16 protein-coding genes and 1 pseudogene are annotated in these 15325 nt (G+C 55.2%); 2 read left to right on the top strand and 15 right to left on the bottom strand.

All coding sequences use genetic code 11. The features are described 5' to 3' along the window. Nucleotides 1-46: 46 nt before the first annotated feature. The 14 genes from OCV63_RS08595 to OCV63_RS08530 form a co-directional block, all read right to left on the bottom strand. The gene (locus OCV63_RS08595) at nt 47-1102 is read right to left on the bottom strand and encodes an NAD(P)H-dependent flavin oxidoreductase (protein WP_158363429.1); all 1056 of its coding nucleotides are present in this window, start codon (nt 1100-1102) and stop codon (nt 47-49) included. Nucleotides 1103-1114: 12 nt separating this feature from the next. Then, complete coding sequence (gene accD, locus OCV63_RS08590; protein ID WP_158363428.1) at nt 1115-2833, bottom strand: acetyl-CoA carboxylase, carboxyltransferase subunit beta; 1719 nt, start codon at nt 2831-2833, stop codon at nt 1115-1117. Between the two features lie 57 nt (nt 2834-2890). After that, complete coding sequence (locus tag OCV63_RS08585) at nt 2891-4237, bottom strand: acetyl-CoA carboxylase biotin carboxylase subunit (RefSeq protein WP_158363427.1); 1347 nt, start codon at nt 4235-4237, stop codon at nt 2891-2893. A 13-nt stretch (nt 4238-4250) separates the two neighbouring features. Next, complete coding sequence (gene fabZ / locus OCV63_RS08580) at nt 4251-4679, bottom strand: 3-hydroxyacyl-ACP dehydratase FabZ (protein WP_158363426.1); 429 nt, start codon at nt 4677-4679, stop codon at nt 4251-4253. Between the two features lies 1 nt (nt 4680). Beyond that, a complete protein-coding gene (accB, locus tag OCV63_RS08575) occupies nt 4681-5130 on the bottom strand; it encodes an acetyl-CoA carboxylase biotin carboxyl carrier protein (protein WP_158363425.1) in 450 nt (149 codons plus the stop codon). 14 nt (nt 5131-5144) lie between these two features. Continuing rightward, nucleotides 5145-6383 (bottom strand): beta-ketoacyl-ACP synthase II, encoded by a 1239-nt coding sequence (gene fabF / locus OCV63_RS08570; protein WP_158363424.1) that lies wholly within the window; start codon nt 6381-6383, stop codon nt 5145-5147. Between the two features lie 30 nt (nt 6384-6413). Further along, entirely contained in the window at nt 6414-7157 is a 744-nt protein-coding gene (gene fabG / locus OCV63_RS08565; protein WP_158363423.1) for a 3-oxoacyl-[acyl-carrier-protein] reductase, read from the bottom strand. A 47-nt stretch (nt 7158-7204) separates the two neighbouring features. After that, nucleotides 7205-8116 (bottom strand): ACP S-malonyltransferase, encoded by a 912-nt coding sequence (gene fabD / locus OCV63_RS08560; RefSeq protein ID WP_158363422.1) that lies wholly within the window; start codon nt 8114-8116, stop codon nt 7205-7207. After that, on the bottom strand, nt 8109-9047 hold the full coding sequence (fabK, locus tag OCV63_RS08555) for an enoyl-[acyl-carrier-protein] reductase FabK (RefSeq protein WP_158363421.1): 939 nt from the start codon (nt 9045-9047) through the stop codon (nt 8109-8111). The genes fabD and fabK overlap by 8 nt, the downstream gene beginning before the upstream one ends. Before the next feature lie 32 nt (nt 9048-9079). Beyond that, the gene (acpP, locus tag OCV63_RS08550) at nt 9080-9304 is read right to left on the bottom strand and encodes an acyl carrier protein (RefSeq protein ID WP_158363420.1); all 225 of its coding nucleotides are present in this window, start codon (nt 9302-9304) and stop codon (nt 9080-9082) included. A gap of 37 nt (nt 9305-9341) precedes the next feature. Next, complete coding sequence (locus OCV63_RS08545) at nt 9342-10328, bottom strand: beta-ketoacyl-ACP synthase III (protein WP_158363419.1); 987 nt, start codon at nt 10326-10328, stop codon at nt 9342-9344. Between the two features lie 182 nt (nt 10329-10510). Further along, nucleotides 10511-12334, bottom strand: coding sequence for a diguanylate cyclase (locus tag OCV63_RS08540; protein ID WP_262670734.1), 1824 nt, complete (start codon nt 12332-12334; stop codon nt 10511-10513). A 235-nt stretch (nt 12335-12569) separates the two neighbouring features. Next, nucleotides 12570-12770 (bottom strand): hypothetical protein, encoded by a 201-nt coding sequence (locus OCV63_RS08535; RefSeq protein WP_158363418.1) that lies wholly within the window; start codon nt 12768-12770, stop codon nt 12570-12572. Nucleotides 12771-12853: 83 nt separating this feature from the next. Then, nucleotides 12854-13072 carry a hypothetical protein gene (locus tag OCV63_RS08530; RefSeq protein ID WP_158363417.1) on the bottom strand — a complete coding sequence of 73 codons (219 nt, stop codon included), beginning with the start codon at nt 13070-13072 and terminating at the stop codon, nt 12854-12856. Between the two features lie 214 nt (nt 13073-13286). Here OCV63_RS08530 and OCV63_RS08525 point away from each other — a divergent pair. Beyond that, nucleotides 13287-13679 (top strand): annotated as a pseudogene (locus tag OCV63_RS08525) (ATPase, T2SS/T4P/T4SS family); the annotation flags it as partial. Nucleotides 13680-13760: 81 nt separating this feature from the next. Then, nucleotides 13761-14111 (top strand): Hpt domain-containing protein, encoded by a 351-nt coding sequence (locus tag OCV63_RS08520; protein ID WP_158363416.1) that lies wholly within the window; start codon nt 13761-13763, stop codon nt 14109-14111. A 186-nt stretch (nt 14112-14297) separates the two neighbouring features. On the opposite strand, the gene OCV63_RS08515 is transcribed toward OCV63_RS08520, so the two are convergent. After that, nucleotides 14298-15287, bottom strand: a complete 990-nt coding sequence (locus OCV63_RS08515; protein WP_158363415.1) for a nucleotidyltransferase family protein — start codon at nt 15285-15287, stop codon at nt 14298-14300. Between the last annotated feature and the right edge of the window lie 38 nt (nt 15288-15325).

Here is a 15325-nt window from a genome sequence, read left to right as displayed (position 1 = left end):
CACAATTTTTACAGTTCGAAAAGTCATCAGTTACGCGATGATCCGTTTACACCAGATCGTCTATGACCTCCTGCACCGTCTCCATCCGTTCCGCTTTCCAGGCGTCTGCTCCGCAGAACAAAAGGCCGTTCTCTGTATCGCCTTTCACAGCCTGAATCAATGCTTCGGTTATGCAGTAGGGAATTTCGGCAGGCTTACAGCCCTTGATGCAGCCACGGCAGCGCTTTGGCGGAAGCTTTTCCCCGCCCATAATCCGTTCGGCAAAAGAATTGCGGATGGCGCGGCCCGGCATACCCACCGGACTTTTTATGAGCATGACGTCCTCTTCCCGGGCGCTGATATAAGCCTGCTTATAGCGCTCGTCCGCGTCACATTCTGCCGTAGTCACGAAACGGCTCGCCACCTGAATGGCGTCCGCGCCCAGCGCAAATGCCTCTTTCGCTTTTTCCCGGCTGCTGACGCCTCCGCCCAGCACCACGGGAATTTTTCTTCCAAATTTCACTTCATATTCCCGCGCCCTCGCGATGATTCGTTTTACTTCTTCCCCATAGGCCGCTGCGTCAAAAAGGTGAAGCTGCTCCTTCGTAAACCCTAAATGTCCTCCGGCCTTCGGTCCCTCGATGACCAGAAAATCCGGCACCCGTTTCCATTTTCTTGCCCAGTATTTGAGAATTACGGCAGCAGATTTCTCCGTGGAGACAATGGGGGCCAGCTTCACATCGCTTCCGGCCGCATAGCCTGGCAAATCCACAGGAAGACCCGCTCCGGATACGATAAAGTCCGCTCCGGCTTTCACAGCCTGCCTTACATAATCTGCGTAGTGCTGCATGGCCACCATGATATTAAAGCCTACCACGCCGCCCTTTGCGATTTTCCGGGCTTTTTTCAGCTCCTTCTCCATGGCCCGCAGATTGGCTTCCACTGTATGGGTATCAAAATCCGGTTCCCGAAAGCCGATCTGGGCCGCAGAGATGGCTCCCGCCCCGCCTGCCGCCGCCACTGCGCCCGCCAGGCCGCCGAGACTCACGCCGACTCCCATGCCGCCCTGGAAAATGGGTCTTTTGAGTGTCAAATCTCCGATTTTTAATTCTTTCTGTTCCATATTTTCACGTTTCTACTTTCTCTCTATGGTTCCCAGCTGACGGAATCTGTGATAGCGCTGTTCTGCCAGCTCCTGGCCGCTCATTGCTCCATATTTTTCCAGGAACTTTTCAATTGCTTTCTCAAGAGGCTCGGTTACCTGGTACAGATTTTCCCCGGTAAAATGCTCCGGCTCCTGGAATACCTGTTCCACGATGCCTGCGGCCTTCAGCTCCGCCGCCGTGAGGCGCATACATTCCGCCGCGTGCTTTGCCCGCTTGCTGTCCTTCCAGAGAATGCTGGCGAATCCCTCCGGCGAAAGAATGGAGTATACCGAATTTTCCAGCATCCACACTTCATTTCCTACGGACAGGGCCAGTGCGCCGCCGCTGCCGCCCTCACCGATGATGACGGTGAGAACCGGCACCTTCAGCGCGGACATTTCATAGATATTGCGGGCAATGGCCTCGCCCTGCCCCCGTTCCTCCGCCTCCACACCGCAGGCTGCGCCCGGAGTGTCCACGAAGCAGATAACAGGACGTCCAAATTTTTCCGCCTGCCGCATCAGCCGCAGAGCCTTGCGGTAGCCGTCCGGAGAACACATGCCAAAGTTCCGATCCTTTTCCTGGGAAATGACTGTGACCGGGCAGCCGCAGAATGTGGCAATACCGCCCAGAACTGCGGCATCGTCCGCAAAAAGGCGATCTCCGTGAAATTCATAGAAATCCTCAAACATGGCCGCGATGTAGGCATGGCCGCGGGGGCGCTTTTTGTCGCGGGAGAGCCGGACGCGATCCCAGGCTGTGATCTCTGCATCTCTCTGTACTGCCGCATTTTTCTTCGCCTGCTGCCCTGGGCATCCGGAAGCTGTCCGGGGCTCCCGTGATTCTGCCGTCCTCTGTTCCGGCATCCGGTGCAGCCGTAATAAGTCTCCCAATGTCTTTTTCAGTTCGCTCCGCTCCACAACCCGGTCTATGAACCCATGCTCCAGCAAAAACTCTGCCCGCTGAAAGCCCTTCGGCAGCTTCTGCCCTGTGGTCTGCTCAATGACCCGGGGACCGGCGAAGCCGATGAGCGCTCCCGGCTCTGCCAGGATGATATCCCCCTCCATGGCAAAGCTGGCGGTGACGCCGCCGGTAGTGGGGTCGGTCAGAACCGTAACGTAGAGAAGTCCGGCGTCCGAATGACGTTTCAATGCAGCGCTGGTCTTTGCCATCTGCATCAGTGAAAAGATACCCTCCTGCATTCTGGCTCCGCCGGAGCAGGTAAAGAGAATCAGCGGCAGGCGTTCCTTTGTGGCCCGCTCGGCTGCCCGGGTGATTTTCTCGCCCACAGCCTCGCCCATGCTGGCCATGAGAAAGCGTCCGTCCATGACGCCAAGTACAGTCTCCTGTCCGTCGATCCGGCATTTTCCAGTGACGACGGCTTCCTCAAGACCGGTTTTCAGACGGGTGGCCGCCAGCTTTTCCTCATAGCCCGGGTAATCCAGCGGATTACCGCCTGTCAGATCCCGATCCCACTCCTCGAAGCTTCCCTCGTCTGCCACCCTGTGGATGCGCTCCCGGGCATGGACGCGGAAATACCCCTTACATCTGGGACATATATAATAATTTTTCTTCACATCCTCAGTCACGATAGCGCCGCCGCACATATTGCATTTGGACAGCAGGCCCTCGGGAACCTCGGGGCGGCGGTCAGCGCCTCCTCTGAAAATTCTTTTATTTGTCTTTTTAAATACATGATCCAGATTCATACTGCGTATCCTCTATATCCATAACTTCTCTGTAATACTGTTCATCATTTTCTGCATTTATATCCGGTTTTCCCGGTCCTGAATAAATTCAATATCCACATTTCCCTTCTGGAAATCCGGATCCTCCAGGATTCCGTACTGGTAATTCACATTGGTGTCCACGCCTTCGATGATAACCTCGCCCAGGGCGCTCTCCATCTTCCGGATAGCCTCGTTTCTGGTTCTGGCCCAGACACTGATTTTCGCAATCATGGAATCGTAATAAGGCGGTATGGTATATCCGCTGTAAATAGCGGAATCGATGCGGATGCCCTTGCCGCCCGGCAGGTGAAGTCCTGTCACCGTACCCGGACAGGGCCGGAAATTCTCCTCCGGCTTCTCCGCGTTGATACGGACCTCGATGGCATGACCGTTTACCCGTACCTGTTCCTGGGTAAGCCCCAGCTTTTTCCCGGACGCGATACGGATCTGCTCTTTGATCAGGTCAATGCCTGTAATCCACTCCGTTACCGGATGCTCCACCTGAATCCGGGTATTCATTTCCATGAAATAGTATTTTCCATTCTTTTCCAGCAAAAATTCGATGGTTCCGGCGTTCACATAGCCTGCTGCCTTTGCAGCCCGCACGGCAGTCTCACCCATTTCCCGGCGCAATTCTTCGGAAAGGGCTATGCTTGGAGCCTCCTCAATCATCTTCTGGTGGTTCCGCTGGATAGAGCAGTCCCGTTCGCCCAGGTGAATCACATGGCCGAAGCTGTCCGCCAGGATCTGAAATTCGATATGCCGCGGATGCGTGATAAAATGCTCGATGTACATGGAATCGTCGCCAAAGGCCTGTCTGGCTTCGGTCTGGGCCAGCAGGAAATTCTGCTCGAATTCCTCTGCGGTTTCCGCCACACGCATGCCTTTGCCGCCGCCCCCAAGGGCCGCCTTGATCATGACCGGGTAGCCGATGCGGGCCGCTTCCTCCGCGCCTTTTTCCGGGTCATAAATGGCTTCTTCCGTGCCCGGAATCACCGGCACGCCGGCCGCCACCATGGTGTTGCGGGCCTCCTGCTTGTTCCCGAGCTTCGCAATCACATCGGAACCGGGGCCGATGAAAATGATGCCGCATTTCTCGCAAAGCTCTGCGAACTTACTGTTCTCCGACAGCAGCCCGAAGCCCGGATGAATGGCGTCGGCGCCGGAGATAATCGTGGCGCTGATAATTTTCTCCATGGAAAGATAGCTGTCGCTTAAGACCGCCGGACCGATGCAGATAGCTTCGTCCGCCAGTTTGGCGTGCAGGGCTTCCCGGTCAGCCTCCGAATAGACGGCCACAGTCTCGATTCCCATTTCCCGGCAAGCCCGGATAATGCGCACCGCGATCTCGCCGCGGTTGGCTACCAGAACTTTTCTAATCATAAAAAACTCCTATTTACCCAATCATAAAGGTCAGCTCCGCGCGCACGACTACCTTTCCATCCACACTGGCAATGGCCTCGCCCACGCCCACCGGCCCTTTCCGTTTGATAATTCTTGTCTCCAGCCGCAGCTTGTCGCCGGGCACTACTTTTCCTTTGAATTTACATTTGTCGATAGCCCCGAAGTAAGCAGTCTTTCCCTGATTTTCCGGCAGGGAGAGAATCGCCACCGCGCCCACCTGGGCCAGGGCCTCCACGGTCAGCACGCCCGGCATCACCGGCTCCTGGGGAAAATGACCTGCAAAAAAGTCCTCCCGGTAGCTGACACATTTATAACCCACGGCAAATTCGCCGGGCTCGTAATCCTCGATGGAATCCACCAGCAGAAATGGGTGACGGTGGGGAATGATTTCCTTTATCTGATTGATATCCAGATGCTTCATACTACGCCTCCTCAATCACAAACAACGGCTGGCCGTACTCCACAGCCTCCGCATTTTCCACGCAGACCTCCCGGACAACGCCGTCGCAGTCGCTGGTAATCTCATTCATCAGCTTCATCGCTTCCACGATGCCCACAACCTGGCCTTTTTTCACCGGATCGCCGACCTTTACGAAGGGATCCGCGTCCTCGGACGGGGCGGCATAGAAGACGCCCACCAGAGGGGATGTGATTGTTTTTCCGGACTTCTGTGTGCCGGTATCTGTGTCTGTCACTGCTTCCTTTGCGCAGATGGCTGCACTTTCCATTGCCAGATCCGGGGTTCCGTTGAGCTGAATCTTCTGCTTCTTCTTTTCCAGCCTGATCTTCGTCCCGTTCTGCTCATAGACAAAGCTGTCCAGTTTAGAGGCGGATACACTGTCGATTAATTTTAAGATATTTTCAAATTCCATGTTCCCTATCCCTCCTACGCTTCATACTTCTTCAGGAGCAGGCTGGCGTTGTGTCCTCCGAAGCCCAGGGAATTGGTAAGCGCATAGCGTACCTCTTTTTCCACCGGCGCGCCGATGGCATAATTCAAATCGCACTCTCCGTCCGTCTCCCGGGTTCCCACAGTCTGGTGAATATAATTTTCCTCCACCGCTTTCGCACAGACTACAAACTCCACGCCGCCTGCCGCGCCCAGCAGATGACCAATCATGGACTTGGTGGAATTGATGACCACATTCTCTGCCGCTTCGCCGAAGGCCGCCTTGATGGCCCTGGTCTCGTAAAGATCATTGTGATGGGTGGCCGTTCCGTGGGCGTTGATATAATCCACTTCTGACGGCCGGACGCCGCCCTCTTTCATGGCCAGCTCCATGGCTTTGGCCGCGCCGCTTCCGTCCTCGCTGGGGGAAGTGATATGGAAGGCGTCTCCGGTGGCTCCATAACCCACCAGCTCCGCATAGATACGAGCGCCACGCGCAAGCGCATGCTGAAGCTCCTCCAGAACCACCACGCCTGCGCCCTCGCCAAGCACAAAACCGCTGCGATCCTTGTCAAAGGGAATGGACGCCCGGGCCGGGTCTGTCTCTGTGGTCAGGGCAGTCAGCGCCTGGAAGCCTGCCACGCCCGTGGGGCAGATACAGCTCTCCGCGCCGCCTGCCAGCATAATATCCGCGTCATCGTACTGGATAGCCCGGAATGCGTCGCCGATACAGTGGGTTCCGGAAGCGCAGGCCGTCACCACATTGGTGCATTTTCCACGCAGTCCCAGCTGAATGGAGATATTGCCTGCGGCCATATTGGAAATCATTTTGGGCACCATAAGAGGCGCCACCCGCTTTACATTGCCTTTCAGGATCTTCGCGTACTCGCTCTCCACCGTCTCCAGAGAGCCGATGCCGGATCCTACGATGACGCCTGCCCGGAAGGGATCCTCCTCTTCCAGATGCAGATCCGCATCCGCAAAGGCTTCTCTGGCCGCTGCCACCGCATACTGGGAAAACCGCTCCATGCGTTTCGCCGCCTTGGGATCCATACGCTCTGCCGCGTCGAAATCTTTCACCTCCGCCGCCAGCTTCACCTTAAAGCTTTCTATATCAAAACGGGTAATCTCTCCGATTCCTACCCGGCCCTCCCGGATTCCCTGCCAGAATTCCGGTACGGTATTGCCGATGGGGGTCACAACGCCCAGTCCCGTTACAACTACTCGTCTTTTCATTTATTTCTAAGCTCCTCTAATTTGCCTGTGTTACATTACCATGCCGCCGTCTACGTTCAGTACCTGTCCGGTGATATACGACGCGTCGTCGGAAGCCAGAAAGGCCGCCGCCTTCGCCACATACTCCGGTTTGCCAAAACGTCCCAGCGGAATCTGGGCATTCATCTGCTCTCTGATTTTCTCACTGAGCTTGTCCGTCATATCTGTCTCGATAAAGCCCGGCGCAATGGCGTTGACCGTAATACCGCGGGCAGCCAGTTCCTTCGCCGCCGTCTTTGTCATGCCGATAACCCCTGCCTTGGAAGCCGCGTAATTGGTCTGGCCCGCGTTGCCGACGATGCCGACCACCGAAGCCAGGTTGATGATGCGGCCCGAACGCTGCTTCAGCATCTGTCGGGATACGAAGCGCATGGTATGAAAGGTTCCTTTCAGGTTCGTGTCGATCACTGCGTCGAATTCAGCCTCCGACATTTTCATCAGCAGATTATCCCGGGTAATGCCCGCGTTATTGACCAGAATGTCGATGTGCTTATATTTTTCCAGTACGCCGTTTATCATCTGCTCACAGGCTCCGTAATCGGCCACATTACACTGCCAGGCCTCCGCCTGGCCGCCCGCTGTCTCGATGGCCCGGACTGTCTCAGCTGCCGCCGATTCTGAGCCGTTATAATTGACGATGACAAAGGCTCCCCCTGCCGAAAGCTCCATGGCGATGGCGCGGCCAATGCCTCGGGATGCGCCTGTCACCAGAGCGATTTTTCCTTCTAAATTCATGCTGTTATCTCTTTCTTAAACTTCCGTCTGTTTTCGTTTTCCTGTTTCTACTGGGGCAGATTTTCCATATCTTCCCATGTAGCTACGTTATATACGTTTACGTCCGGATTGATTTTTTTCAAAAATCCGGCCAATGTCCGCCCCGGACCGATTTCCACAAAGGTATCCGCGCCGTCCGCAATCATAGCCTCCACACTCTGCTGCCAGTATACAGGAGACGATACGCCTTTCGCCAGAAGGGGCGCGATTTCTGCCGGATCCGTCACCTTCGCCGCGGTCACATTTGCATAGTAAGGCGCTTCTAACCCGTGAAATTCCACGGACGCCAGCTCCCGGGCCAGTTCCTCCCCTGCGCTCTCTAAGAGCGGGGAATGAAAGGGGCCGCTGACCTTCAAGGGAACCACCCGTCTGGCTCCGGCTGCCTTCAGCTTCTCCGCCGCCGTCTGTACTGCAGCCGTTCTTCCGGTAATTACTATCTGTCCCGGACAGTTATAATTGGCTACCGTAACACCCTCCATGTCTGCAATCACGTCTTCAATGACCGCCGTCTCCATACCCAGCACCGCGCACATGGAACCAACTCCCGCCGGAACCGTGTTCTGCATCAGAAGTCCGCGTCTGCGCACCAGCCGTATGGCGTCCAGCGCGCCCATGCCGCCTGCAGCCGCGATGGCCGCGTATTCGCCGAGACTTAAGCCCGCCGTCATATCCGGCTTCCGGCCGCGCGCGCGAAGCTCCTGCGCGATGGCCAGACAGGCCGTCACCAGACAGGGCTGGGTATATTCTGTCTGATGGATTTTCTCATTTTCCTCAAAGCAGATGGCCTTCAGATCGAAATCCAGCGCCGCGTCCGCCTCGTCAAAAAGCTGTCCCGCAAGCGCGCTGTTCTCGTAGAAATCCTTCGCCATCCCTGCTTTCTGGGCTCCCTGTCCCGGGAACATCCACACGGTTTTACTCATACTGTGCCGCTCCCTTTAACGCTTTCCCGGTCTCTGCCATAATATTTTCAATGACCTCTTTACAGGGAAGCTCGTCCTTTACAAGGCCTGCGATCTGGCCGGACATGACGCTGCCGTTCTTCACATCGCCCTCCACGACGGCTTTTCGAAGGCCGCCCAGGGTCAGATATTCCAATTCCTCTGCTGTGGCTCCCGCCGCTTCCATTTCCAGGTATTTCTTCGTCATCTCATTGCGCAGCGCCCGGACCGGATGACCGGTGGTCCGGCCTGTGACGCGGGTGTCGATGTCCCGGGCCTTCAGCACCTTCTCCTTATAATTCGGATGCACCTGGCACTCGGTGGTGGCCACAAAACGGGTGCCCATCTGCACGCCCTCCGCGCCCAGCATCAGAGCCGCCGCCACGCCTCTGCCGTCGGCGATACCGCCTGCGGCGATGACCGGAATCTCTACCGCATCCACCACCTGGGGAACCAGCGCCATGGTCGTGCTCTCGCCCACATGGCCGCCGGACTCGCAGCCTTCGGCCACCACGGCGTCCGCGCCGCAGCGCTCCATGCGCTTCGCCAGGGCCACGGAAGCCACCACGGGAACGACTTTGATGCCCTTTGATTTCCACAGCTCCATGTATTTCTCCGGGTTGCCCGCGCCGGTGGTCACGACTGCCACGCCCTCCTCAGCGATGACCTGTGCCACCTGATCCGCGTAGGGGCTCATCAGCATCACGTTGACTCCGAAGGGCTTATCGGTGCGCTTCTTGGTCTCCCGGATCTGTTCCCGCACCCATTCCGCCGGGGCGTTGGCCGCGCCGATGATACCAAGGCCCCCCGCCTCGGACACGGCTGCCGCCAGATGATACTCCGCCACCCAGGCCATGCCGCCCTGGATAATCGGGTATCGAATTCCCAGTAAATCCGTGATTCTTGTATGCATATGCTCTACCTTTCTTTCCTGAAACAACTTTTTTACTTATGGTTCTCGATGTAGTTTACGACGTCCTGCACAGTCTCCAGCTGCTCCAGATCCTCGGAGGGAATTTCCATATCGAACTCCTCTTCCAGCGCCATGACCATTTCAAACAGATCCAGGGAATCGGCTTTCAGATCTTCCTTGAAGGATGACTCCAGAGTAATTGCATCCTCTTCCACATTCAGGTTTTCCGCTACAATTTTCTTAATCTGCTCTAACATTTTTAATTTCTCCTTTTGTTTTAAAAATTTAGTTTTCTTACGCCTTTCGCCACTCGGTCACTGCCGCGCCCCAGGTCAGACCGCCGCCGAACCCGGCCAGTACCAGCTTTTCGCCGGACTTCAGGGCTCCGCCCCGGTTCAGTTCATCCAGCAGGATGGGGATGGAGGCCGAGGATGTGTTGCCGTAGCGCTGCAGGTTCATGGGGAATTTCTCCATGGGCTCGCCCAGCCTTCTGGCCACTGCCTCCACGATGCGCTGATTGGCCTGGTGCAGTACATAATGGGAAATGGCTTCGCGGCCCAGTCTGTTTTTCTCCAGCACCTCTTCGATGACCTGCGGAACCTTACGGACCGCAAATTTGAATACAGCCTGTCCGTCCATTTCCATGAAATAGCTTCCTTCCGGCTTCGCAGCTTCTCCGGTTGCCTGAAACGGGCTGCCGTCCTGTCGGTTTCGCAGGGTCAGCGCCCCGCCTGCCGCGCCGTCGGAACAGGCTGCCGGAAGATAAGGGCTTCCTTCTTCCGCGCTTACCACCACGGCTCCGGCCCCGTCTCCGAAGAGGATACAGGTGCTCCGGTCCGTCCAGTCCGTCACCTTCGACAGACATTCACTTCCGACGATCAAGGCCTTTTTTACGAAGCCTGCCGCCATATAGGCATTCACCGTATGCCAGGCCGCCACGAAGCCGCTGCAGGCCGCGTTCAGGTCGAAGCACTGTGCCGCCCCGGCCCCGATGGCCGCCTGCACCTCGCAGGCCGTACAGGGCATGACGCGGGTCGGCGACATGGTGGATACCACAATCAGCTCCAACTCCGCTGCGTCCATTCCGGCGTCCTGAAGTGCCCACCTGGCCGCCTCCGCCGCCAGGGACGCACAGGTCTCCGTCGTGACGACCCGCCGCTCTTCTATCCCGGTCCGCTCCCGAATCCACCCGTCGCTGGTCTCCACCAGCCCGGCAATCCCGTCGTTGGTCAGAACCCTTTCCGGCACACAGGAGCCGGTTCCTCTGATCACTCCAATCATGGTGTCTTACGTTCCTTTTACTTTCTTGTTTTGCTGTTTTGTGATGTAACAAATGGGATTGTAGCAGATAGAATGAAGGTGTGAACTTTACAAAATTGAAGAAAATGTAAGAATTAGGTACCCGCCCACAGCGCCATAAGGCTGCTGCAGACGGGTACCCCATCCTGTAATCTCTGTCTCTGTCATGTCTGTATCTGAGCGGTCAGCTTCCTGACCTGTGTACTGGTCAGCTCCGTCTCCTCGGACTCCATGCGTTCCATGAAATCCTCCTCGCTTCCCGCTTCAATTTCCCGTTTGATCCTGTCCTGTACCTCCTCCAGACACTGGAGCAGAACCGGGTTGAACGCGCCGCATTCCCCGTTCAGAATCATCTGTATGGCCTCCTCATGCGTATAGGCCTTCTTGTAGACGCGCTCGCTGGTCAGGGCGTCATAGACGTCGGCCAGAGCCACCACCTGAGCGGAAATGGGAATCTCGTCGCCCCTGAGACCATCCGGATAGCCCTTGCCATCGTAGCGTTCATGATGCCAGCGGCAGATATCGTGGGCAATCTGGACCATCGCCTCATCCTGATACACCTTCATACGCTCCAGCATGGAAGCTCCGATGAGGGTATGGGTCTTCATAATCTCAAATTCTTCTTTCGTCAGGCTGCCCGGCTTGTTCAGAATCTTTTCGTCGATGCCGATCTTGCCGATATCGTGAAGGGCTGAAGCTGTCACCACCAGCTGCTGCTCGGCCCAGGACATATAGTACCTGTCGGATCGGCTCATCAGATGTTCCAGAAGCAATTCCGTCACAACATTGATGTGGATCACGTGAAGGCCGCTCTCGCCGTTTCGGAATTCTACGATCTGGCTGAGGATGGCGAGCATGATCCGGTTGCTCCGCTCCTTCTCATATACCTGGGCAGTCACCAGATTCAGCAGACGCCGCTGCTTCGCGTACAGCTTGATGGTATTGAAGACACGCTGGTATACTACCCTGGCGTCGAAGGGACGGGCAATGTAGTCGGACGCGCCATACTCGTAGGCTTTCTGGATAAACTGACTGGAATCCTCACTGGAAATCATGATGACCGGGATATCTTCGATCCACTGCCTCCGGTTCATCACTGACAGCACCTCAAAGCCGTCCATCTTCAGCATCACCAGATCCAGCAGTACCAGCGAAATGTCGGTGCCGTACTGCTCCAGAATCCGGATACATTCTTCGCCGTTCTCCGCCTCCAGAATCCGGTAATCCTTCCTCAATATCTCAGCCAGAATAGCGCGGTTCATCTCCGAGTCATCCACGATCAGAATCTGCTGCCGCGTATCCCGGATGACGCCTTCATCTGCCTTCCTGGCGTCCCACTCGGTCACGACCATATTTTTCTGTACTTTGGCCTGGTACATGAGCGTATCCGCCCGGGACAGGGCCTCACTGATATCGCCGCCGTCGAACATGACTCCGCCGATGCTGACCGAGATCTGAAGGTGATGGTATCCCGGCACGGAGGCCGCATGGATCCGCTCCTGAATCAGCTGCAGCTTGGACGAAAACGCGTCGGGCCGGATTCCCGGCAGAATCAGCAGAAATTCATCACCGCCGTAGCGAATCAGCATATCGGACTTCCGGATAAAATTCCGGATGATATCCGCCACCGTCTCCAGCACCATATCGCCCGCATGATGGCCATAGGTATCGTTGTAGAGCTTGAAGTCGTCCAGATCGATTACCGCCACACCGGCCCGCTCCTTCATACCCCTGACCTCATCCTCGTAAAAGCGTCGGTTATAAGCGCCGGTCAGTGCATCCCTGTACAGCTTCTCATTGTAGATGGTCAATCTGCCCATGAGCTTCTCACAGTCGTCAGAATCCAGCAGGGTATCTTCGTTCAGCTGCTTCATCATTTCCATAATATAGGGCCCGCCGTCTATCTCCGCATATCGGGCGAACATCTCTTTCAGCAGTTCCATCCTTTTTTCTGCCTGTTCTCCCGTCATCCTATTCTGTGCGCACATTCCCGTTCCTCCCGTTCTGCCTCTCTGATCTCTGCTTTTCCGCTTCCCGTCTCTATTTTTTCTGCCAGCCGTACTTTTTTCCGTCAAATCTTCTTGTCCCTGTCCTTCCCATCGGTACGTTTCTCCATTTTACGCATATAGATTTATTATACTCCCCTTTTCTTCTAAATCCAAGCAAAGAGGCAGAAAATGTCAAAAAAAGAGAAGCCACAGGACTTCTCTTTTTTGTATCCGCTCAGATATGCTGTTCGCTCTCCACCGTATCCTTTGCGTAGAGATCGGAAAGCTGTTCTTCAAATTCCTTTTCGCGTTTTTTCTGCCTGTGTCCGTGGACCAGACCAACGGCTACCATCGCGACCGCCAGAAGCAGCGCGGGCAGCGTCCAGAAGCACAGATGCAGAACATTGTGATCAAATACATACAGATTATACAGCATTTTCTTACTTCCTTTCCTCACCGGCATCCTCTGTGTCTGTCAGGCCCCGTCTCTTTTTCTCCAGTTCCAGCTCCTCCCGAAGTTCAAATATTTTTTTCTGATGTATCCTCGTCCGGTACCTCCAGCTCCTGCACCACGGTTTCCGGGCCGTTCTCTGCACTTGAAAGCTCCGTCTCCTGATAGACGTTGTTCTCCTCATTTGCCTTCAGGGAACGATCCGACGCCGCGTACAGGCCGCCGGACACCACCAGGGCCACAGCCAGGCACAACGCGCATCCTCTTTTGAAATAGCTCTTTCTCATGTCGCTTTTCCTTTCCATTTTCTTACTGTTTTATCTATTTTTTTCTTTCCTTCGTCTTCTTTTTTGACGCACTATCTTTATAAGAGTGGCGTCGAACGCAAAATAGCTCACATTTTTAACAAAATTTTATGATTTTTTTGCAGGAAAAATATGCTATAATGTCGTATGACATTACGCCGAAAAAGAAAGAGGTTCTTTTATATGAAAAAACACGGAGACCGGCCACCTGATTTTCTCCACCCTGCATACCATCGGCGCGGCCAACACCATCGACCGTATCATCGACGTCTTTCCGGCCAATCAGCAGCGGCAGATCGCGGTGCAGCTCTCTCTGGTTCTGACCGCCGTGGTATCGCAGCAGCTGGTTCCCTCTGTGGACGGCTATATGATTCCTGCCTTCGAGGTCATGACTGTGACACCCGCCATCCGCAATATGATTCGGGATGGGAAAATTCCCCAGATCGACGGCGTCATTCATTCCTCCACCGGTCAGGCCATGTATTCCATGGATTCCAGTCTGCTGACCCTCTACCGGGAGCAGGAGATCACTAAGGAGACGGCCCTCACCTATGCTTCCAATCCGGAAATGCTGGGGCGCAAGCTCTGAATTTTCTGCGGGACAGCGTATGATAAAAAATGAGACCCTTACAGATGTTTTAAATAAAATTGATACAGGAGTGAACAAAAGATGACACTTGAACAGTTTTATGACACTATCGGCGGTGATTATAAGAAGACGATTTCCAGACTGTCCAGCGAGACTCTGGTGAAGAAATTTGTGCTGAAATATGCGGACGACAGAACCTGCCTGGAATTGGCTGACGCCATCGAAAGCCAGGACTGGAGCGCCGCGTTCCGCGCTGCCCACACGCTGAAGGGCATTGCGCTGAACCTGGGTTTTGACTCTCTCTACACGGTCAGCTCCGAACTGACCGAGGCCCTGCGCGGCGGCAGGCCGCTGACCGATATGAGCCTCTGGACTGCGGTGGATGAGAAGCATAAGCAAATTGTGGACGCTATCGCGCAGATTGACGTGTAACTACATATTTTAAAACCAGACGAGAGGAAGGGCCGCGAGAATTTCTTCTAAGCGTGTGTCCGGCTTTTCACGGATTGGTGTCTGACTGAAGCGGACTTTCTAAGTCCGATCCAGACAGATGCCTGTCCGTGAAACGTCCGAACACTCCAGAAGAAAATCTCGCGGCCCTTCCTCTTGGCGTCCGTTCTAATCAATCTGATCGCTCTGGAACCTGGACAGATGCTCGTAAGGCAGGATCTGCCTGCCGCGGAAGAGACCGCAGCCGTCGTTGATGAGACTGTTGTTGGCGGCGCCGAACATATTCACGTCCACCTTGGACAGGTCCAGCTGCTGGAGCAGCATGCCCCGCTCGTAGGCCTCGTCGAACCAGACGCACTGGCCCTCGGGAATCTTATGCCTGCGGGCACGCTCCCGCTCCTGGCGCTTCTCGTAGGCCATGTGGTTGGCGATGCCGATCTCTGCTGTGTCGTCCATTTCCTTGGTACGAATCTGTACCTCCATATAGCAGTTGGCGCTGCTGTCAAAAAAAGTGATGTGCAGAGACTCATACTCCGACCAGTTCTTATTGGAGATATAGTCACGGTAATAATCCTTATTCTGCTCATCGAGTAAAGGGGAATTACTCCTTTTCACGCCGCCGGTCATCTGGGCCGTGAAGCCCCGCTCTTCCAGGAACCCCGGCAGGACATTGGCGATCTCGTAGAGGCATTTCAGTTCCTCCCCGGCCTTATCTCTGCCTGGCTCCACATGACACCGGGGCATAGAAATCACGATGCGGTAGGCAATCAGATCCCGGAACTTGACCAAGCGCTTCCTGAGCTCCTCTACCGGAGGAAATTCGCCGTGCTCCATATAATACTTATAGCTGTCCTTGACGATATAGCCATTGAATTTCTCCTCGGCCCGGATCAGGGATTTGATGCGGCCCTTGAAGGTGAAGGCCAGCCAGGGGTACTCCCTGGCCATATACATGTAGAATTCCCGGATTTTCTGGGACTGAGCGGTCAGGAACTCGTTGTGCTCCAGCAGGTCGATGATGCTCTGCAGAAAATCGCAGTGAATCACGTCGATCTCATTGCCGCTTATCGCCGCGTCCCTTCCCAGATCCCGTTTGTATTTTTTCAGTATCCGCATCACCGTGTCGCCGGAATACAGATAGTCGTTTAATGTAATCATGTGTTTCTCCGCTTTTCTGAAATTGTGTTTTTACGCAA

The organism is Laedolimicola ammoniilytica (assembly GCF_025567165.1).
GTDB classification, from domain to species: domain Bacteria; phylum Bacillota; class Clostridia; order Lachnospirales; family Lachnospiraceae; genus Laedolimicola; species Laedolimicola ammoniilytica.
The sequence above is the reverse complement of the archived record's forward strand: the minus strand, read 5'-3'. Positions and strand labels throughout refer to the sequence as shown.